Origin of the sequence: Bacillus sp. AR13-1, assembly GCF_008042285.1 — a bacterium.
Classification (GTDB): domain Bacteria; phylum Bacillota; class Bacilli; order Bacillales; family Bacillaceae_G; genus Bacillus_A; species Bacillus_A mycoides.
Genome location: NZ_QNUA01000007.1, coordinates 102,502 through 122,401 on the forward strand (window position 1 = coordinate 102,502; position 19,900 = coordinate 122,401).

20 protein-coding genes and 2 other annotated features are annotated in these 19,900 nt (G+C 35.3%); of the genes, 10 read left to right on the forward strand and 10 right to left on the reverse strand.

The window, feature by feature from the left end; all coding sequences use genetic code 11:
* Window positions 1-26: 26 nt before the first annotated feature.
* Window positions 27-1,340, reverse strand: coding sequence for an APC family permease (locus tag DN408_RS04950; protein ID WP_050001059.1), 1,314 nt, complete (start codon window positions 1,338-1,340; stop codon window positions 27-29).
* A gap of 65 nt (window positions 1,341-1,405) precedes the next feature.
* Window positions 1,406-1,642, reverse strand: a binding site (T-box leader).
* A 165-nt stretch (window positions 1,643-1,807) separates the two neighbouring features.
* Between DN408_RS04950 and DN408_RS04955 the strand changes: the two genes are divergently transcribed.
* Window positions 1,808-2,035, forward strand: coding sequence for a hypothetical protein (locus DN408_RS04955; RefSeq protein ID WP_002015964.1), 228 nt, complete (start codon window positions 1,808-1,810; stop codon window positions 2,033-2,035).
* A 90-nt stretch (window positions 2,036-2,125) separates the two neighbouring features.
* Here DN408_RS04955 and DN408_RS04960 read toward each other — a convergent pair whose 3' ends face one another.
* From DN408_RS04960 to DN408_RS04970, 3 genes are all read right to left on the reverse strand, one after another.
* The gene (locus DN408_RS04960; protein ID WP_050001058.1) at window positions 2,126-3,091 is read right to left on the reverse strand and encodes a hypothetical protein; all 966 of its coding nucleotides are present in this window, start codon (window positions 3,089-3,091) and stop codon (window positions 2,126-2,128) included.
* A 129-nt stretch (window positions 3,092-3,220) separates the two neighbouring features.
* Window positions 3,221-4,003, reverse strand: a complete 783-nt coding sequence (gene yidC, locus DN408_RS04965; RefSeq protein WP_002015966.1) for a membrane protein insertase YidC — start codon at window positions 4,001-4,003, stop codon at window positions 3,221-3,223.
* A gap of 28 nt (window positions 4,004-4,031) precedes the next feature.
* On the reverse strand, window positions 4,032-4,316 hold the full coding sequence (locus DN408_RS04970; RefSeq protein WP_002015967.1) for a hypothetical protein: 285 nt from the start codon (window positions 4,314-4,316) through the stop codon (window positions 4,032-4,034).
* Between the two features lie 275 nt (window positions 4,317-4,591).
* Between DN408_RS04970 and DN408_RS04975 the strand changes: the two genes are divergently transcribed.
* Both DN408_RS04975 and DN408_RS04980 read left to right on the forward strand, forming a co-directional pair.
* Window positions 4,592-5,485, forward strand: a complete 894-nt coding sequence (locus DN408_RS04975) for a YitT family protein (RefSeq protein ID WP_000530031.1) — start codon at window positions 4,592-4,594, stop codon at window positions 5,483-5,485.
* A 340-nt stretch (window positions 5,486-5,825) separates the two neighbouring features.
* Window positions 5,826-6,212 (forward strand): DUF3938 domain-containing protein, encoded by a 387-nt coding sequence (locus DN408_RS04980; RefSeq protein ID WP_002034640.1) that lies wholly within the window; start codon window positions 5,826-5,828, stop codon window positions 6,210-6,212.
* 225 nt (window positions 6,213-6,437) lie between these two features.
* On the opposite strand, the gene DN408_RS04985 is transcribed toward DN408_RS04980, so the two are convergent.
* The 5 genes from DN408_RS04985 to DN408_RS05010 form a co-directional block, all read right to left on the reverse strand.
* A complete protein-coding gene (locus DN408_RS04985) occupies window positions 6,438-6,578 on the reverse strand; it encodes a DUF3985 family protein (protein WP_000404757.1) in 141 nt (46 codons plus the stop codon).
* Between the two features lie 85 nt (window positions 6,579-6,663).
* Window positions 6,664-7,746 (reverse strand): site-2 protease family protein, encoded by a 1,083-nt coding sequence (locus DN408_RS04990; protein ID WP_098632651.1) that lies wholly within the window; start codon window positions 7,744-7,746, stop codon window positions 6,664-6,666.
* A gap of 13 nt (window positions 7,747-7,759) precedes the next feature.
* Entirely contained in the window at window positions 7,760-8,473 is a 714-nt protein-coding gene (locus tag DN408_RS04995) for a DUF3169 family protein (protein ID WP_147739972.1), read from the reverse strand.
* The gene (locus tag DN408_RS05000) at window positions 8,463-8,702 is read right to left on the reverse strand and encodes a helix-turn-helix transcriptional regulator (RefSeq protein ID WP_179957883.1); all 240 of its coding nucleotides are present in this window, start codon (window positions 8,700-8,702) and stop codon (window positions 8,463-8,465) included. Before DN408_RS05000 ends, DN408_RS04995 begins: the two co-directional genes overlap by 11 nt.
* 402 nt (window positions 8,703-9,104) lie before the next feature.
* Window positions 9,105-9,719, reverse strand: coding sequence for a DedA family protein (locus tag DN408_RS05010; protein WP_078177971.1), 615 nt, complete (start codon window positions 9,717-9,719; stop codon window positions 9,105-9,107).
* Window positions 9,720-10,129: 410 nt separating this feature from the next.
* Between DN408_RS05010 and DN408_RS05015 the strand changes: the two genes are divergently transcribed.
* From DN408_RS05015 to DN408_RS05035, 5 genes are all read left to right on the forward strand, one after another.
* Window positions 10,130-10,573 carry a DUF3978 family protein gene (locus DN408_RS05015; RefSeq protein WP_147739974.1) on the forward strand — a complete coding sequence of 148 codons (444 nt, stop codon included), beginning with the start codon at window positions 10,130-10,132 and terminating at the stop codon, window positions 10,571-10,573.
* Between the two features lie 30 nt (window positions 10,574-10,603).
* The gene (locus DN408_RS05020; protein WP_147739975.1) at window positions 10,604-11,065 is read left to right on the forward strand and encodes a L,D-transpeptidase; all 462 of its coding nucleotides are present in this window, start codon (window positions 10,604-10,606) and stop codon (window positions 11,063-11,065) included.
* Between the two features lie 364 nt (window positions 11,066-11,429).
* On the forward strand, window positions 11,430-12,095 hold the full coding sequence (locus DN408_RS05025; RefSeq protein ID WP_000148832.1) for a response regulator transcription factor: 666 nt from the start codon (window positions 11,430-11,432) through the stop codon (window positions 12,093-12,095).
* Entirely contained in the window at window positions 12,073-13,512 is a 1,440-nt protein-coding gene (locus DN408_RS05030; protein WP_078177973.1) for a sensor histidine kinase, read from the forward strand. The genes DN408_RS05025 and DN408_RS05030 overlap by 23 nt, the downstream gene beginning before the upstream one ends.
* Before the next feature lie 138 nt (window positions 13,513-13,650).
* Complete coding sequence (locus tag DN408_RS05035; RefSeq protein WP_098632648.1) at window positions 13,651-14,553, forward strand: EamA family transporter; 903 nt, start codon at window positions 13,651-13,653, stop codon at window positions 14,551-14,553.
* Window positions 14,554-14,748: 195 nt separating this feature from the next.
* Here the strand turns inward: DN408_RS05035 and metG are convergent, their stop codons facing one another.
* Window positions 14,749-16,383 carry a methionine--tRNA ligase gene (gene metG, locus DN408_RS05040; protein ID WP_002015978.1) on the reverse strand — a complete coding sequence of 545 codons (1,635 nt, stop codon included), beginning with the start codon at window positions 16,381-16,383 and terminating at the stop codon, window positions 14,749-14,751.
* A gap of 50 nt (window positions 16,384-16,433) precedes the next feature.
* Window positions 16,434-16,704 (reverse strand) — a binding site (T-box leader).
* On the opposite strand from metG, the gene DN408_RS05045 reads away from it, so the two are divergent.
* Both DN408_RS05045 and DN408_RS05050 read left to right on the forward strand, forming a co-directional pair.
* A complete protein-coding gene (locus tag DN408_RS05045; RefSeq protein WP_147739976.1) occupies window positions 16,668-17,636 on the forward strand; it encodes a class I SAM-dependent methyltransferase in 969 nt (322 codons plus the stop codon). It overlaps the preceding feature by 37 nt.
* 413 nt (window positions 17,637-18,049) lie before the next feature.
* A complete protein-coding gene (locus DN408_RS05050; protein ID WP_002129822.1) occupies window positions 18,050-19,744 on the forward strand; it encodes a methyl-accepting chemotaxis protein in 1,695 nt (564 codons plus the stop codon).
* The last annotated feature ends 156 nt before the right edge of the window (window positions 19,745-19,900 follow it).

The window sequence follows — 19,900 nt, forward strand, 5'->3', positions numbered from 1 at the left end:
CGTATCATACGCCTGCCTTCTAATTATTAAACACTAGTTTTGTTCTTCTTATTTAAATACCAATATACCGGTAGTCCAGTAAAGACAATTCCAATTGATAAGAAACAACTTACCGGATCATTAATAATCGCACTTCCAAGTACAAACAATGATCCTAAAATCGCAATGATTGGTACAATCGGGAATAACGGTACACTGTATGCACGCTCTTTATTCTTGTTACGTTTTCTTAAAATGAAGACACCAATAAACGTCATTACATAGAAAATATAAATAATGAATACGGAAATCTCAGATAGCTTATTCGGATCACTAATAATCATTAAAATAATTCCTAAAATGATTTCAACAGTAATCGCATTTGCTGGTGTTTTAAATCTTGGACTTTCCTTTGCGATAAACTTAGAAAACGGAAGGTGTCCACGCTCTGCCATCGACATCGGAATACGTGGGAACGTTAAAATCTTTCCATTTAAACAACCGAAAATAGAAACGATAATACCGATACTAATGATTTTCCCGCCATATTCTCCAAGTAGCATGCCCGCAGCTGTCGCTGTTGCATTTTCTCCAAGGTCTACAATTTTCGCTGCTGGTAATACATTTAATAACGCTAAGTTAATTAACACGTAAGCAGCTGTTACAATTAAAATCCCAACTGTCATTGCCTTCGGTAATAACTTTGTTGGGTTCTTCATTTCTCCGCCAATAGAAGCGAGTAAAATCCAGCCATCATAGGCAAATAAAGTTGCTAAAATTGCCATCCCGATACTTTGATTTTCTGATATCGGTACAACTACGTTGAAGATATCACTATTCCCTTTCCAAAACCCTAGCACAACAATTAATATAATTGGGATCATCTTCCCAACTGTCGTAACCGTTTGAACGATGCCCCCATATTTTGTTCCCAAACTATTTATAACGCCTAGGAACACAACTGTTCCAATTGCGATTGGTAAATTCCAGACTTTATCTAAATAGAAAAAATTAATCATTAAAGAACTAAAATACAAACCTAACGTTCCAATAATAGCTGGCCCATAAACAATTGTTTGCATCCAGCCAGATAAATACCCCCAAAAACTTCCGTAAATCTCCTCTAAATACGTATACAACCCACCATTTTTCGGAATTTGCGCTCCAATTTCGGCTACTGTTAAACCACTTGCTAACGTCAACAGACCACCAATTACCCAAGCAAGAATAGCCATATTAGAACTCCCTGAGTAATCTAATACGCTCCCTGGTTTCATAAACACACCAGACCCAATAATAGTTCCTACTACGATAGAAAGTGCTACTGTTAAACCAATTTTGTTTTTCTCATCATGATGCATGCTGCGTATCCTCCTTCCAATTCTAGTGTGATGCAAAAATGAAATAAAAAAACACTCCTCCCTAAAAAAGGGACGAGTGTTGTATTCGTGGTTCCACCCTTGTTTCAATTAGTAAAGTGATACACTTCACCAATTTCTCAAGTCTAAATAACGGTTTTTGCCGGCATGCAATTACTAGATATCCGTTCACTGCTGCAGTTCAGAGGTGGTAATCGATTTTCCCGTATTAGGAAGCTCACAGCCAAAGGCCTCCCTCTCTGATAATCGTAAAAAACTGATCATATCCTCATCATCACTTCTTGATGTCGAATTTTGTAGTTATTGTTCATTATATTGAATTGTTAGAAAAAATCAATATATTTTTTATATAACATAAGAAACATTTCTCTTCTTATATTATAACAGAAGTTACCATTTTTCTCTATTTCCCTAAAAATGGTATAATTCATGTAGGAGGTGTACTAATAATGATTGCTATTTTTTGTATCATCGCTACTGTTCTTTCTTTTATATTCGCTATCATGTATCGATATAAGTATCCTGGTTATAGCATTTTAGCGGTAGCTATTATACCAGCTGCTTCCTTCTACGTATTAGGTAAATACCAATATACTGAAGTGTTTATCGGTTTTGCAATCTTCTACTGCATCTTTGGATACATACTAACAATGAAAAGAATTTCAATGAATCATTAAAAGGGACCGATTTCTGCTTACAGAAATCGGTCCTCGCATTTGTCGTATGTACCTTTCGGTTGCCCACACGAAAGATACTACATAGTTCAATTATTTATCATCTTTTTTCATAAAAAATTTATGATTTGGAAGATCCACATTTAAATCTGCTAATTGTTTCTTTTCCTTTTCTAGAATCGCTTTCGCTTTTTCTTTTGTCGTCTCATCTAAGTTTGCAAAGATGTCTTCATGCTTCCCTTTCTCTGGAAGATTCACACCTAGTTTTGTCAATTCTTCTTTCGCTTGCTCGCGAGTTAATTTCCCGGACTTTTCTTGCTCAAAAATAGACTTCGCTTTTTCTTTTGTCGCCTCATCTAGATTCGCGAACATATCACCGTGCTTCCCTTTCTCTGGGAATTTCACACCTAGTTCTTTCAACTTCGCTTTTGCTTGCTCACGAGTTAGTGTTCCAGACTTTTCTTGCTTCAAAATTGCTTCCGCTTTTTCTTTTGTCGCCTCATCTAAATCCGCGAACATGTCACCGTGCTTCCCTTTCTCTGGAAGCGTTACGCCTAATTCTTTCAATTTCTCTTTCACTTGCTCATGCGTTAATGCTCCGGACTTTTCTTGCTCAAAAATGGACTTCGCTTTTTCTTTTGTCGCCTCATCTAAATTCGCGAATATATCTTTGTGCTTACCTTTCTCTGGGAATTTCACGCCTAGCTTTGTTAATTCCTCATTTGCTTGTTCGCGAGTTAATTTCCCGGATTTTTCTTGCTCTAGAATCGACTTCGCTTTTTCTTTTGTCGCCTCATCTAAGTCCGCAAGCATGTCTTTGCGTTTCTCCTTCTCTGGAAGTTTCACACCTAGTTCCTCTAACTGTTTCTTTGTATCGTCCATAATCGTTTTTACTTTTTGTTTTGTAGCCTCATCTAAATTCTTCTTCGCAGTTCCTTTTGTAACTTGCTCGGCCGCTGGAGTATTCGTTGCCGCAAACGCTGGTATGCAAGCTCCTCCTATAATTCCAAATGATAAAGCACCTGCAATTGCTACATACCCAACTGTTTTCTTCTTCATAGGAAATTTCCTCCTTCATAGTTCTAAAGCATGTACACTTTCGTATACAATGCCAATAGTAATGTTGGTTTCTTAAAATTTCCTTAACGATTTAAATAAAAAACACCGCTCATCACGAGCGGCGTTTTTCTAAGCTTTTTGTAATTGTAATTCTTCACGTTCCATTACTTTTCTTAATACAATTGTTTGTGTCATTGTAAATAAGTTACCTGTAATCCAATACAGCACCAGTCCTGATGGCGCCGCAAATCCCATAAATAGAATCATTGCAGGCATCATAATTTGCTGTATTTTCAGCATTTGAACTTGTTCTCCAGGCGTTACATTTGATTGGAACACCTTCATTTGAATAAATGTTGTTAACGCTGCGATAATCGGTAATATATGATATGGATCTGCATGTCCTAGGTTCACCCATAAAAATGAAGATGTACGAATCTCTTCAGTTCGGCTAATCGCATAATACAAAGCAGAGAAAATCGGCATTTGTATAAAGATTGGCCAGCACCCAGCTAACGGATTCCAACCGCCTGATTTCATTAGTTCTGACATTTCTTTTTGATACTGCTTTTGTTTTTCAAGATCTTTACCCACATCACCGTATTTCTGTTTCAGCTTCTGTAATTCAGGTTGCATTTTTTTCATTTTCGCTTGGCTACGATATTGCGAAACAGCTAATGGAATCATTGCTGAACGAATAACGAGCGTCATGATAATAATGGCAATCCCGAAGCTAGCTCCAGGTATATGATGAGCAACAAATTGAATCATAAATGAGATTGGATATACGAAATAATGGTTCCAAATTCCCGTACTATGTGAATCAATTGTGCCTGCATTACTGCAGCCAGATAAAACAAAAACAAGTAATAATGATAAACTAATGAGCCTAGCTCGGTATGATTTTAACATGTTCATTCCTCCAATGTTTCGTAATTAATTAGCGAAACATTGGTGTATACGGACCTACCTCGTCACTCTCTCCACTCGATTCTTGTCTGCGGACAGAACGAATCATTCCATATTTATAAAAAATAGAAAATAGCGGTACATTTCTTGTACCCTCTTCACACGTATCTACTAGTTTAAAAGCTCTCTGTCTACCGCTCGATGCTTGCTGACGCACAAAGCGAGAAACGTTAGCAAGAAAAAAGACTTCTAATACACAAAGCGCTGTCGTTACAAACGATATATATAGAATTGCATCCTGCAATAAAAATTCCATCGCTTCACATCCTTAATAAAGTCATTTTAGCATATTCAGCAAACATTCTCTATTTCCTTTTGTTCTCAAAAATTTTTTTTGCATATTTTCTCAAAAAATTATGCTAGAAAACTAATGTATCCGCTTTCTTTAGTATATTCACACGTATCTTTGAATAGGTTTAATTTGTTAGAAATTTATAAAATTTTTGCATTATAATAAAACTATTGCCAGTTTTTGAAAAAAGCTTTATTCTCTTCTTGTAATCAAAAATGAATATGGAGATGAAACATACTATGGGTCAACTAGGAGACGCCGATTACGTTCCCGACACCGCCTTTTTATCCTTCCCAGCAGCTAAAACATTTCATTTAGAATTCATCATACAGTTAGTTGTTATTTTTATAGCTTCTATTTTGTATGCAATTTCTATGAATATGTTTTTTATCCCGCATAATATGATTAGCGGTGGATTCGCTGGTGTAGGGATGATTATCGGTTATTTAATGCACTACAATATCGGAGCACTTATCTTTTTACTAAACATTCCGCTTCTTATTTTAAGTCACTTTTACTTAGGAAAGAAGACAACCTTTTTAACGGCATACTTTGTGGCTGTATCATCTTTAGCGATGAACATTATCCCAGTACACCAAGTTTCAGATGATATTTTGCTGTCTTCTGTATTCGGTGGTGTCATCTGCGGTGCTGCCTCAGGAATCATATTCCGATTTGCTTCTTCAACAGGTGGTTTTGATGTTGTTGGATTGATTGTAGCGAAACATCGCGATGTTTCAATTGGAGCAATCATCTTTGGATTCAACTTAATCTTACTTGTTGCAGCAGGATTTATTTTCGGATGGGATATTACGCTTTATACGTTAATTAGTCGGTTTGTAGTCAGCAAAGTAATTGATGCCGTGCATACAAAACATATTAAATTAACGATAATGACAATTACAGAAAAAGGTGAGGAAATAAAAAGCTCACTATTACATCACGGCATACGTGGCGTAACAATGGTAGATGCTGTCGGCGGCTATACAAACCATAAGAAAAAAATGATTTACACTGTCGTAACTCGCTACGAGTTGGGCGAAATGAAACGTATTATCCGCCAAGTGGATAATAAAGCATTTATGAACATTACTGAAACAGTTGAAATTGTCGGCCGTTTCAAACGTATATAAAAAGGCGCAAGGAACTACAATTCCTTGCGTTTTTTATTTTTTACACTTATTACAAAATCAGATAATTCTATTATTGTATCACTAAATATGTTATAATAAAACTAGACTTACAAAAAAGAGTATATAGACTTGGAAGTTTCTCTTATTTTTATAAGCAAAAAGAAACGAGCAGTCGGGTATATTTCAGACACCATACACGTAACGGTTTAAAAAAACCGATCATCTTAGTTATTCTTCACTGATCTTTTTATAAAAGATACGTACAACTAAAATTCACTTCAATATACTATACCTACCTTTTTGACTTCCAAATCATCTTATTACATAAGGAGATGAACATATGAATCAATATATACGATACACACTAGCTGTCCTATTTGCGATCGTCGGCGGCGTGATCTGTTTCTGGACAAACACAGAGCTTGGAGAGAATATCATTTTTAATGGAATCGAAACCCTTGTAAGCGCTTCAATTTTAGGCGGATACATTTTCTTCCTCTTCAATCCAGAAGAAAATGCTCAAAAAACAATGTTATTAACAATGATCGGAATCGTTGGTGGATGTATTTCCTACTCAATGACAAACTATACATTACCACTTCAATTAAGCTCAGCTTTCTTCCACGGTCTATGGACTTGGTTTATCGCATTCTGCCTAGCAGATGTATTCAATCTATTACAGGACACTGAAGAAGAAAATGGTCGTCAAATTGAAAGTAACTCGTAAGCTGGAAGATATTCTTCCAGCTTTTTTGTTTACTGTTCTTTCCTGTTCATACCCCATCACCAAAATAAAAAGAAGTTACCTCCACGGTAACTTCTTTCCCATATACCCCACTTAGTATTCAATTAAATATATCAACGATTTTTAAAATATATCGATCGTTTCTCCACTTATATCAGCGATTTTTTCATTATATCGACGGTTCGACACTCAAAACGCACAACATGCCTATCCCCCAAGTAACTTACTGCCGAACTCAACGATTAAAAAGATAATTAATAGGATCGCGAGTATCTTTAATGCTACATACGCCACTTTAAAAACAGCATAAATGAGCAAGACTATCAAAATAATCGATAAAATTTCCATATGTATCTCCTCCTATCTCTTTTATTCTACCTGTACTTCGTTTTTTATGAAATCGAATAAGATGACATATAAAAAAGAGGATACCTCACCCATCGTAAGATACCCTCGCCTGTAGCTGCTCAAACCATTCTCTCTCTACTTGTAAATATCCCATTCCACTCCTCTCAGCACTCTCCAATTCTTTATCAGCTTTCTTCATATAAATGCGGGAAGCTTCCATATCGTCCTCTAAATATTTAATAATTCCTTGTGTACGGTAATATCCGTTTAAATCCATTTTGGTAATAGCCTTTGCATGTTCCTTTGCTTCTTGCAGAGAAAGGCTATCCATCTGATAAAGAGCTTTATATAAAAGATACCAACTATGAAAACTACCAACGAAAAATTTATTTTCCTTCGTTACAGATAGCTGAACAATTTGTTCTATATACGGTATCGCTCTTTCCATTCCCTTTTGATCAGCTCGGGCATAAAAGACGAGCATAAGTCCGCTCATTATCTCTCTTATACTTTTGTCCTCTTTTAATTTTTCCTCACTAAGTTCTACTAATCTCTCATCCCAATCTTTCGGTCTTTTATAACTAAATAACTCACTCGATATTTGAATCGTATATAAATGCTGCTTAGCTTTTTCATCATCTTTAATTAAAATGAGAAATTGCATGCCATCACTCAGAAGCGTTCCTTTTATCGGCACAATTGTAACCGCAAAGATTGCAAAATGGAAAAAGGAAAAATATAAAAGATATTGATAATAACTTACCATGTATATGTAACCTGAAGTAATACCGAATAGTAAACTTGTAATCGGTCCACCTAAAGTGAGCCATGCCCATTTTCCCGAAAGATTCGGTGTCTCTATAGAAGGTGGTACTAGTGTTGCAACGCCTCCAAAGTATGCCCATAATTTATTTTCTCGAATGCGTAATTTTCCCTTTTCTTTTTGAATAGTAATGGGTCCTACTGTCATAAACTTAAATTTCAAACCGCCCATCAAACCGAATATTACATGCCCTAATTCATGAATAGCTAACACAAGCAATGCAATCCCGAAAAAGGCCCATATTTCTATAATTTGCTGTACTTTTTCTATTCGAATAAGCCCATATAAAGTGGAGCAAACGAAGGCAACGAACATTGAAAAAGCAGGTCTTCTTAAAACGTCCACCGTTTTTCTCCCCTTAATAAATCATTTTTTTATGCATTTCGTACATATATGTTCCAACATGTAATACCCAAACGAACGAAATCATAATGACCATGAAGAAGTCTTTTCCATCTAAAATTGCATACGTAATCGCCGCCAACCACGCACAAGCAAGTGTCATATTTGTATATTGATATGCCTTATATCCCGCTTCATGAACAATTTGCTTTTGCCCTTCATCTGCATTCTTTGCCCACATTTCCATTGACTGAGAATACGTAACACTCTGTTCTGGATATAGAGCGTTATACCTTTTCCTCATTACAGATCCTAACCAAGTTATAGCAATAAAGCACACTGTAGATACCACAATACTTACACTAACAAAGAGCAAGTTCCCCTCACTTGTATACGTTCTATAAAAAGCGATAACTGAGCAAACAAACCATGATGGAATAATAATTTCCATTACTCGAAAATAAATAAGTGCTATCCCTAATCTTCGTCCCTTAACATTTTCTTCATCATCTTTCGTTTGTGCGAGCGCTCTTGTACGCTTCCAAATATAATATATAATCGCTACGCCAAATACACTCATCATAGCAATGCTAATAACAGGAGGTATTTTGCTAGTACCCTCTGTTGCAATATCCCCTACTACATACCCTATAAACCCACCAAAAATTGCTCCTACTAACAACTTCAATATACCCGTCATTTTCCCATTTCCCTTACTCCTACTCTTCATCTCCATCTTCCCCCTCCACCAACATAAATATCTCCTCCACCGGCGCTCCAAAAATTTGTGCGATTTTTAGCGATAACACAATAGATGGTGCATAATCTCCACGCTCAATTAAACTAATGGTTTGCCGTGATGAGCCAATCGCTTTCCCTAAATCCCCTTGTGATAAACGATGCTTTGCTCGAAATTCCCTCACTCGATTTTGAAGCTTCATGTCTTCCCTCTTTTTCATTTATTTAATTAAAATTGTAAATAATATCCTTATCTTTGTCAATTATAATTGTCATTTTGACGTAGATACATGTCAAAAACGAATATATATTATACTAAACATAACGTATATAATAATCTTCAAGAACTACATAATTGAGGTCAACGTAAACTTCCTTATTACTGAAAATAGCACCTACCAAGGTTATAGCACTGGCTTTTCTAGTGAATTTAATAAATATGAACCCCTTTCCGAACTAAGTGACGATACGTATGAACTTTCACCTAATAGAACGGGAACGTATTATATACCAGCCACCGGTTACGGTATCGATGGAAAAATAAAAGCAAACTGGAAAATACAATAAAAAAGGCAGTGCTTTTGCACTGCCTCCCTAAAATCTGACATAGAATGGATTCCATATTAACTTGCGTTTTGTAAAAATACTCGTTTTAGTTGCTTGCGGAAACGAACGCTTAACGTAATTGCTACAATGACAATGGCTCCGAAAATGATTTTGCCGATATGATCTTCCAATAATCCGAAAATATCATGTAAGTTACCACCTAACCAGTAGCCACCGATTAAAAAGAATGATACCCAGAATAAAGCACCTGAATAAATTGTAATCGCGAAACGGCGAAACGGTAAGTTAATGATACCTGCAAAGTATCCTGTAAAATGACGTACTCCAGGAATGAAGAAACCGATAAAGATTAGAAAATATCCATACTTATCGAACCACATTCTCGTTAAATCAATTTTTTTGTGTGTTAAAAATACGTACTTCCCGTATTTTTGAACAAAAGGCATACCAAGCTTATTTCCTAAAAAGTATTGGATTGTCATTCCTACACTTGTCCCAATAAAGGATAGGATAATTAAAATAGGTAAACTTAAATCACCCTTCTGTGCTAAAAATCCCGCATATGCTAATGTTGGCTCTCCCGGAAACGGAAGTGCAATATATTCTAACAGCAAGCCTACAAGTACTACATAATACCCGTATTGCTGAAATAATTCATGAACCCATTCCATGTCATCTCCCCTTTCATTCACGTACAACTTGTTACTATTATTGTATAAAAAAATTGTCGAAATAACTATCACAATAGCTTACATTTTTATTACATTTTTGTAAGGCTCATGCTAAGGTTTTCTGTTCTTTATTTACATATATCTACTATCATTTAAAAACGAGCTAACAACTATATATCGTAAAAAAAACCATTAATATACATTTTTATCCGGTTTTTAACACTCAAAAACCACCGGATTTTGTTCTCTATAAAAAACCACCACAAACTCATATGAACTTCATATTAGCTTCATATACGTATTGTAAGATTATATCGGAATTTGTTGAAAAATTTAGCTAATATATGACTAAACATTAAACTGAATAAATATAAGTCGCTTTTCGAAATTGAAAAAAGGGTGAATAAGAAATGGAAGCTTATAAAATGCACGATTTTATTAATACGAATGCTGAATCTCATCAAAATGAAACCGTTTTTAATTTACAAATATGTGAAACAAATGAATTTGACGTAAGTTTAACAAAATCTACAACGCTGTCTTTTATCGTTTCAAAAAAGAACATTAAGATCGTCACGAGAAAATGGGTTAATTCAAATCAAGAAAGCATGATTGGCAAAAGCTACATCATTCCAACGAAAGCTTTTCACTATTTCTTACCGATTATTTCTGAAACTGAAGATGAACTAAATATTCGAGTTCAAAGTTTTGGACTACATGGTGAGCTTTTATTAAATGAAAGATTACTTATTGATAAAAGCAACAAATGTAATCCAAAGATTACTACCTTCTTTGAAACATTAGATGAAAATGTCAATCAAGCATTACGAGGTTTACAAATTCATTGTATGTAAGACTACTACAATAAGTAAAAGGAGAATATAATGAAAAAACTATTATTAAGTGCGCTATTATCATTAGGATTTTTAACTCTTCCATTCACTACTGCAGAAGCAGCTACGACGAAAGATCAGCTTATCGTAAACACAAAAATAAATACAATGGATTATTATCAAGATGGAAAATTCATAAAAAGTTTCACCGTCGCTACTGGAAAAGCAGCAACACCAACACCTAAGGGTACTTTTCAAATCGTAAATAAAATTAAAAACCGTCCTTACTATACAGGAAAAATTAAAGGCGGCGATCCACGTAATCCACTTGGGGACCGCTGGCTCGGATTAAATATGGCAGGAACTTACGGAACAACGTATGCGATTCATGGAACTAACAATAATCAAGCAATCGGGAAAGCAACAACACTTGGTTGTATTCGTATGTTTAACAATGATATTCACTGGTTATTTGAGCGCGTTCAGCAGCAAGCTACTGTCACTGTAAATTAGCCTAAGAACAAGATTTATGTGTAGCCAAGAATTTTATGTCTTGGCTTATTTTATTTATTCATTTACAGTAGCAAAGTAACTGTATTTACATATATAATAAAAATAGATTGCATTCAACTTCATCGTAACATTGATAAACATGGATATTAAAATTATACAGTTATAATGTTTTATAAATTTTACAATACATACTATAATAGAACTACTGTAATTCTGAACTATTCAGTGACACTAAACAATCCCCCTTGCTACTTTCATTACTATTTTATAGCGGGGGCTTATTATATGTATAAACAATCTGAGTCATCCGAAAAATGACGAATTCGAATATTGCAGTAAAAAGCGTTATTTAGGAGGTGTTACTATGACGCATATACTGGTGATTGAAGACAACCCAGATATACAAGAACTTATTCGTGAATTTCTAATGGCACAAAACTTTACTGTTGATGTAGTTGGTGCTGGAACAGAAGGCATTCTTCTTTTCCAAAAAAATTCATACGATCTTGTCCTCCTCGATGTAATGTTACCAGATATAGATGGCTATAGTATTTGTAAAATTATGCGAGGACAATCTGATGTACCAATCATTATGTTAACAGGCTTACATAATGAAGAAAGTGAAATTAAAGGATTTGAGTTAGGTATTGATGACTATATTACAAAACCGTTCCATTACACCGTATTTATAAAACGTGTAGAAGCTGTATTAAGAAGGGCAGCAACAAAGGAAGCAGAAGCTGCAACTATACTACAATTCCATGAATTGATGTTAAATTCTACAGCATATGCCGCTTATGTTCATGGTAATCAAATTGAATTGACTACAAAAGAATTTGAAATTATATATACTTTACTGCAAAATCGGGGAAAAGTACTATCAAGAAGTGATTTGTTGAATAAGGTATGGGGCTATGAACATTATGGTGATGTGAGGGTTATAGATACACATATTAAAAACTTACGAAAAAAATTAGAAATTCCTTATATTAAAACGGTGAAAGGCATTGGCTACAAAATCGAATCGTAGCAAAGACAACATCACCAAAAATATATTCATCAAAACCTTATTATTTTGTATTCTATTATCACTTTGTCTTTATCAAATTATTTATTTTCTAGCCTCAAATTACGATAAAGATCGTTTGAAAGCTTCTGGAACGCAAACTGCGGAACAAGCGGAATCAGACAAACAAAACGACCAAAGTAAAACAAAGCAAAATAAAGCTGTGTCAGAGAGTAGCATCTCTAATTTTCAATCTTCTCAAATAGACATGAAAACACTCTCTACAGCCATCAATCATCTTTTGCAGCCTAGCCAAACTGCAAAAGCAAAAGAACATGCACAAAATATTCCGGGGAAAAGTAACACAACGTCTTCACTTACAGAAGCGGAAAAGCAAGTTACTAACAATGATGCCTTACATACACAAAATGCAGCAAGTAAAGCAAATGATACACATGATAATCCAAAGTTAACAGATGTGTTGCAGCAGTTAGCTCCACATATTGGGGCGACAATGCTTGCATTATCTCTGCTTGGATCTTTAATCTACGCAAAAATAATCGCCAAACCTTTCCGATATATGAGCGATGCTTTAAAAGATATTATGAATCTTGATTTCTCAGATAAAAAGCTACTTAACAAAAATATAGATCAAACAGATTTTAATTTGCAAGTAGCTGCCTCACAAGTACCTACTATTGTGAAAAATTTACATGAAAGCAATCAAGATTTAAGAAATGAACTCAAGAAGGAACAACAGTTAGAACAATCTCGTAAAGAATTTATGTCTATGATATCCCATGAATTAAAAACACCAATCGCAGCCGTTATGGGACAACTCGATGGCATGATTCACGGAATTGGCGCTTATAAAGATAGAGATAAATATTTAAAACGTTCATATGAGATGATGCAAGATATTAACATATTAACGGAAAAAGTGTCAGAATTATCCAAAATACAAAACCCTCAATTTAAACCAAATTTAAAAGTTATCTCATTAACTAATATTATTGAGGACGTTATAAAGAAAGTAGATTATTTTGTATCTGTAAAACAATTAAATGTTCAATCTAACATTAAACAAGATGTACAAATTTTAGCTGATCCTAAATTTATGCAAACTGCTATTTTTAACATTATTTCAAATGCAATTCATTATACAATTGACCATCAGCATGTATATATAAAACTTTATGAAAAGCCAAACGGTTACGCATTAGAAGTATTAAATACAGGTTCTCAAATTGATGAAGATAAACTTGCCCATTTATTTGAACCATTCTATCGCGCAAATCCTGACAAACATGGCTTAGTACAAGGTAGTGGTCTTGGGTTATATATTGTAAAACAAATATTAGATAAACATCAGTTTCCTTATGGAATACAAAACACACCTCAAGGTGTAAAATGCTCCATTGTATTCCCAAAAGCAATGTAAAACCTACTCTAATTTCATACCCCAAATTCATACTTCGTATGAATGGCGGAATTTTGTAGAGTATCTTACTCTGTTTCGTTCGCCCGTTATCCTTATTTGGATAGCGGGCGTTTTTTATTATTTAAAAGGAGGATTTTTATGGAGAAGTTTAAGTATTCATTACTAGTTTTATTCGGCGCTTGTAGCTACGGCGTACTTTCAACTATTTTTAAACTCGGATTCATCGACGGATTTTCCGCACACCAACTACTAGGAGGGCAATATGTCTTCGGATGGATTGGACTACTTTTACTCGTTCTGTTCTTTTCACGTCATAAAGTATCAAAAAAACAATTCTTTTCGTTACTAACAGTCGGCACAACAATGAGTATGACAGGTATTTTCTATGCTATTTCCGTAGAAGAATTGCCAGCCTCTATCGCTGTCGTTTTACTCTTTCAGTTCACTTGGATTGGTGTAGTCATCGAAGCGATTGCCAACCGGACATTCCCAAGCCGTGAGAAAGTTATATCTATTATTATTTTATTTACTGGTACATTGTTTGCTGGTGGAGTATTTGAAGGTCTTGGACAAAACTTTTCTACGAAAGGTATTATTTTCGGACTATTAGCTGCCGTCTCTTTCTCATTCTATGTATTTGTAAGCGGGCGCGTTGCTACAGATGTTCCGCCTTATACGAAAAGCTTTCTTATGACAACGAGTGCTACTCTTATTGTATGCTTATTTTTCCCGCCTACCTTTTTAACGGACGGCGCTTTACAAGCAGGCCTATGGAAATATGCTTTCTTCCTTGGACTGTTCGGGGTTATTATACCTGTCATTTGTTTTTCAATTGGGGTACCAAAAGTCGGAACTGGACTTGGTACAATATTAGGTGCAGCTGAATTACCAACAGCAATTATCGCTTCTATTACACTTGTTCATGAAGTTGTATCGCCAATGCAGTGGATTGGTATTGTGGTTATATTACTCGGTATTTTCACACCACAACTACTTATTGCTAGGAAAGAAAAAAAACATAATCGTGTTCATAGTGCATGACAACATCAACTTGTATATAAATGTGAATAAAGTTACGATATGTTAAACTTTATTACTACCTTTAAAATAACATATGATATTGCGGCTATTATTCTCGTAATCCTTGCTGTGCTTTTCTTTTTGAAAGATAAGAAAGAGGGTTATACAGCATAACAAACGACCTTTCATTTATTTGAAAGGTCTTTTCCTTATATTTCACTTTACCGCTCCATATAACTTCTCTACCTCATGTTCAATTTGTTTTACATCGATTCGCTCAAATAATGGCTGCACATTATCAATTCGGTTTGGCAACGTATTTTGAGGTTCCCAATTTACTTTAACACTCGATAATGTATTTCTAACTCTTTCACTTGAAAACGGTAAAAATGGTTCAAGCAGTTGTGCAAAGTTTGCTATTAGGTAAACACAATTATAAATTGTTTCCTCACATGAAACTGGGTCGTCTTCTCTTTGTTTCCAAGGCTGCTTTTCATCAAAGTATTTATTTGCAAAGCGTACTGCATCAAATATTGTTTCTAGTGCCACCTTAAATTTAGTTTGTTCAATCGCCTCTCCTACACTTTTATATAATCCTTCTACTTTATCTTTCAGCTCTACATCAATACTTCCCTTCGGTACAGTACCACCATAATATTTTTCAATAAACTTTAATGTCCGGTTCACAAAGTTCCCGTATGCACCTAACAATTCACTATTATGACTGTAAATGAATTCACGCCATGAAAAATCAGTATCACGATTTTCTGGTGCGTTAACTGTTAAAAAGTAACGAATAGAATCTGGATTATAGCGTTCCAATATATCAGGCACCCATACTGCCCAGTTTTTACTTGTCGATAATTTTCTTTTTTCTACTGTTAAATACTCATTCGAAACGATATGACGCGGGATCGCTTCTTCTCCTATTCCAAGTAATACCGCTGGCCAAATGATTGAATGAAACGGAATATTATCCTTACCATGTACATAATATGTTTTCGCTTCTTTATCCCAAAACTCTTGATCATCTTTCCCTGTTTCTTCAGCCCAGTGTTTACTCGCCGAATAATATCCTGTCACTGCTTCAATCCATACGTAAATTTTCTTATCTTCATATCCTGCCACTGGAATTGGTACCCCAATTGGTAAATCACGTGACACTGCCCTATCTTGTAATCCTTCCTTTAAATATCTCTCTGTTAATTGAATTGCATTGTCGCGCCATGTTCCTTTCTGCTTTGCAATTTCTACGGCCTCTTTAATTTGCTGCTGAAATTTATGCAATGCAAAATAGAAATGCTCTGTTTCCTGTACTGATGGCGTACTACCACATAACTTACATTTCTTTTCTAACAAATCGAGTGGATCTAAAATAGCGGAACAAGCATCGCATTGATCGCCCCTTGCTGCTTCATGACAATGCGGACAAATACCTTCTACATATCGATCCGGTAAAAATTGCGTACACGTTTCGCAATAAGCTTGTTCAACTACTTTTTTATAAATATAACCTTCTTCTAATAGTCGCAAAAAGACTTTTTGAACAGTTTCATGATGATGCTCGCTATCTGTACGTGTATAGCAATCATAAGTAAAACCAAGGCTACGAAAACATCGCTCAAACTCTTCGTGATACTTATCAGCAATTTCTTTCACCATCACACCGTCTTGCTTTGCTCTAATTGTAATCGGTGTTCCATTACAATCACTTCCTGAAACATACAACACATGCTCACCTTTTGCCCTGTAATAACGTGCTAAAATATCTCCTGGTAACAAACTAGCAATGTGTCCAAGGTGTAACGAACCATTTGCATACGGCCAAGCGCCTCCAATAAAAATACTCATCTTATATTCCTCCTTTAAAATATAAAAAGCCCCGCCCTTATCTTAAAAAAGATAAGGGCGGGGCTGTATAAACAGTCGCGGTACCACCTTATTTCGTCAGTCATTCGCATAACTAACCTTAACAAGTACGGAGCTATATGCTCTTATACTGTGGTTTTGATAACGAGTACCAACTCTCGTCGCCGCCTACTATTATCATTTGATAAGTTCAGGACGAAGCTCAAAGGCCATTGTTCAAATGAATATTCTTGCTTCTTCTCAGCTACCGAAGCTCTCTGGAAAGAATGGTTCTATTCTACTTTTCCTTTTCAACGCTTTTATGTATAAAACGTATTTTACGACTTAACAACAGAAAAATCAAACTTTTATTCAAAAAAACAGGAAATCCTACTCATTCACCGAATAACTATACGTTCACAAAAGGAGTGATAAAATTGAATCAAAAACAACTAAGTACTATTAATGAAAAAAGCTGGAACGCAGCTGCTTATGAAGCTTGGACAAATCGCCACGGGGCGCCAGAGGATTATGCGAAAAAGCTCATGGAAGATCCCGTGCGCGAGGTAAATCATTATTTACCTTACATACAATCTCCAAAAGGAAAGCGTATTATTAATTTACTCGGATCAAAAGGAAATAAAGCAGTTGCTCTTGCTCTTTTAGGAGCCGATGTAACAGTTGTAGACATTTCAGCAAGTAATGAAAAATACGCAACCGAACTAGCCGAAGCTGCTGGTGTCTCTATCCAATACATCGTCTCTGATGTACTGGATGTAAATCTTTCCGAATCATTTGATGTCGTATTGCTGGAACTTGGTGTACTTCATTACTTTTTAGATTTAAAACCACTCTTTCAAAAGATTGCTAACTTACTTAAACAAGATGGAATGCTTATCCTTCGTGACTATCATCCTATTTACACTAAATTATTAGGTGTAGATCATCCATCATTTCGGGCCAATGGAAATTATTTCGATGAAGAATTGATTGAAGATGATGTTGCTTATAGCATTCTTCTTACAGAATCGCAGAAAGAATCATTACCGAAGACAAACATACGCCGCTGGACGTTAGGAGAAATTGTTACAACACTTGCGGAAGAACGTTTTAAAATTGAAAAGCTAGTTGAAGAACACGGGTCTCATCAAAGGTGGGTTTTCCCTTCTACTTCACCCGAAGGAATTGAAGAACGTATACCAGGTCTATACACATTAATTGCGACAACATGCAAAAAAGGATCCCTTCACGGATAGGATCCTTTTTTTGCATGCTTACGCATATAAGTTGAGGTTGGAGATTACCATAATTCTGTAGAATAGGACACAAGATATTTCAACATTCGTCTCTGACTTACGTCGTCAAAAAGGGGTATGACCAACATAACGAAGAGTAATGTTTAGTTGATAGTGATAATCGTTATCAACTAATTAGAAGTATACAGGATGTTATTTCAAATTACAATACCATTTCTGATTTTTATTTATGAATTTTTTGATATACAAATGTATACATTTTAAGAACATTTAATCACATTAATCTGCCATATTCCATTATCTGCTATAATTTTCATTGAACAGATTAGTAACTTCTTAATTATGTTTTTATTAGTTTCGTTCTCAATATTCATAAATTACAATAAATAGTTTTTAAAAAGATAGGGGTAACAATGAAATATGTTAGCATTCGAAAAAAACTACTGTTCACACTCTTAAGCATTTCTTCCTTATTTAGCATTGCTCTTATTGTTATTCTTTCATTCGCGATGAATCAAGCAAGTGAAATCGAAACATTAAAGAATGATGTATCGAAAAGAGCAACGATTTTAAAAGAACGTGGCGATTGGTTCCAAGCGCAAGTCGCTGGTTTACAAGAATATTTACTATCACATGACCAAAAAGGATTGGATAAATTCAACCGGGAAGGAAAAAAACTAGCTGATACTAGGGAGAAAGTAACAAGTGATAAAAAACTCCCAGAAGGAATGAAAGAGGCCATTTTAATGGGAGCAAAATGGCGCAGCGTCGTAGATAATGAAGTCCTCCCTCTTGCACGGGAAGGAAAATGGGATGAAGCATCCAAAATTGCTCTTGCTCAAACAGATTATGTAAATGATCTTTTAAGTCGTTTTACTAAATATGCAAATGAAGAAAATGACAAACGGGACGTATTAATTGCTGACGTAGAGTCTTCTTCATCCCTTATTCAATATATTATTTTCTTCTCACTCATTACATGTACACTAACGTCTATTCTATTGGCATGGTGGTTCTCTGGTAAACTCGTTAAACCGATTCGACAAATTGATGCGAAGTTAAAAGAATTAGCTTCTCAAGATGGCGATTTAACCGCTAGATTGCACGTAACGAGTAAAGATGAAATTGGTGACATCGCAAATTCCTTTAATCAAATGCTTGCTAACTTACAGCGTATAATAAAGCAAGTTCAACAAACATCAACAAGTGTAAAAGAAGCTTCTGAAAATGTGTTTATCGAAACAACTGCTTCTATGGAAAATACCGCAAAAACTAAAGAGACTATGAATGCTCTTGAGCACAATATTCGTTCACAAGTTTCTAGCATTGAAGAAAGTTCAACCGCAATGGATGATATGGCAACGAGTGTTCAGCGCATTGCACAAGCTGCCTCTTCTGCCGCTAGCCTAGCTGTTACAACTTCTGAAAAAGCAGATGATGGAAATAAAGTCATTGAAAAATCTATTACACAAATGCATACAATTAACGAAGCTGTTAACGCTACATCACAAGTGGTAGAGCGACTCATTACACATACGAATCATATTGATACTGCACTTCAATCTATTTCTAATATTGCCGAGCAGACGAATTTGCTCGCTTTAAATGCTTCTATTGAAGCGGCCCGTGCTGGTGAACACGGAAAAGGATTCGCTGTTGTTGCCGATGAAGTACGAAAACTTGCTGAACAATCTCAGCTAGCAGCAAATGACATTAACCATTTACTTCATCAAATTCAAGCGGACACAAAAATAGCAAATGACATGATGACACAAGGTCAGTCAGAAGCTTCTGAAGGAATTACAGTCATTCGTACCGCTGGATCTTCATTCTCAGAAATTGTTAATCACATTAACAATTTCTCTACACAAATACAAGAAATGTCTGCAACTGCTGAAGAAATGGCCGCAAGTTCTGAAGAAATGAATGCAGCTTTAAATAATATCGCTTCTATTTCAAATGAAGTTGCTGCCGAAACATCGAAAACAGCAACTTCAGCTGGTGACCAAGTAAACAAAATGAGTGTCGTTGCTAAAAAATCATCAGAAATGAAAACAATTGTGCAAGAACTTGAAGTGCTCGTTTCTCATTTCAAAACAAATAGTTAAAATGAAAATTTCATTTATACTTCTACGAACTCTAAATTGTTAGAAAGAGCGATTTAGAGTCTCTCTTTTTTCACGCTAAAATATCTCTTTCTATCTCCCATTCTGTCTGCTATAATTCCTAAAGGAAAGAAGAAAGCTTTATTCCAGATGGAGTAA

What these genes read in the sequence shown, in the direction of transcription:
- DN408_RS04950 (WP_050001059.1), bottom strand. Translation starts at nt 1,340, where the DNA reads ATGCATCATGATGAGAAAAACAAAATTGGTTTAACAGTAGCACTTTCT.
- DN408_RS04955 (WP_002015964.1), top strand. Translation starts at nt 1,808, where the DNA reads ATGATTGCTATTTTTTGTATCATCGCTACTGTTCTTTCTTTTATATTC.
- DN408_RS04960 (WP_050001058.1), bottom strand. Translation starts at nt 3,091, where the DNA reads ATGAAGAAGAAAACAGTTGGGTATGTAGCAATTGCAGGTGCTTTATCA.
- yidC (WP_002015966.1), bottom strand. Translation starts at nt 4,003, where the DNA reads ATGTTAAAATCATACCGAGCTAGGCTCATTAGTTTATCATTATTACTT.
- DN408_RS04970 (WP_002015967.1), bottom strand. Translation starts at nt 4,316, where the DNA reads ATGGAATTTTTATTGCAGGATGCAATTCTATATATATCGTTTGTAACG.
- DN408_RS04975 (WP_000530031.1), top strand. Translation starts at nt 4,592, where the DNA reads ATGGGTCAACTAGGAGACGCCGATTACGTTCCCGACACCGCCTTTTTA.
- DN408_RS04980 (WP_002034640.1), top strand. Translation starts at nt 5,826, where the DNA reads ATGAATCAATATATACGATACACACTAGCTGTCCTATTTGCGATCGTC.
- DN408_RS04985 (WP_000404757.1), bottom strand. Translation starts at nt 6,578, where the DNA reads ATGGAAATTTTATCGATTATTTTGATAGTCTTGCTCATTTATGCTGTT.
- DN408_RS04995 (WP_147739972.1), bottom strand. Translation starts at nt 8,473, where the DNA reads ATGAAGAGTAGGAGTAAGGGAAATGGGAAAATGACGGGTATATTGAAG.
- DN408_RS05000 (WP_179957883.1), bottom strand. Translation starts at nt 8,702, where the DNA reads ATGAAAAAGAGGGAAGACATGAAGCTTCAAAATCGAGTGAGGGAATTT.
- DN408_RS05010 (WP_078177971.1), bottom strand. Translation starts at nt 9,719, where the DNA reads ATGGAATGGGTTCATGAATTATTTCAGCAATACGGGTATTATGTAGTA.
- DN408_RS05015 (WP_147739974.1), top strand. Translation starts at nt 10,130, where the DNA reads ATGGAAGCTTATAAAATGCACGATTTTATTAATACGAATGCTGAATCT.
- DN408_RS05020 (WP_147739975.1), top strand. Translation starts at nt 10,604, where the DNA reads ATGAAAAAACTATTATTAAGTGCGCTATTATCATTAGGATTTTTAACT.
- DN408_RS05025 (WP_000148832.1), top strand. Translation starts at nt 11,430, where the DNA reads ATGACGCATATACTGGTGATTGAAGACAACCCAGATATACAAGAACTT.
- DN408_RS05035 (WP_098632648.1), top strand. Translation starts at nt 13,651, where the DNA reads ATGGAGAAGTTTAAGTATTCATTACTAGTTTTATTCGGCGCTTGTAGC.
- metG (WP_002015978.1), bottom strand. Translation starts at nt 16,383, where the DNA reads ATGAGTATTTTTATTGGAGGCGCTTGGCCGTATGCAAATGGTTCGTTA.
- DN408_RS05045 (WP_147739976.1), top strand. Translation starts at nt 16,668, where the DNA reads ATGGTTCTATTCTACTTTTCCTTTTCAACGCTTTTATGTATAAAACGT.
- DN408_RS05050 (WP_002129822.1), top strand. Translation starts at nt 18,050, where the DNA reads ATGAAATATGTTAGCATTCGAAAAAAACTACTGTTCACACTCTTAAGC.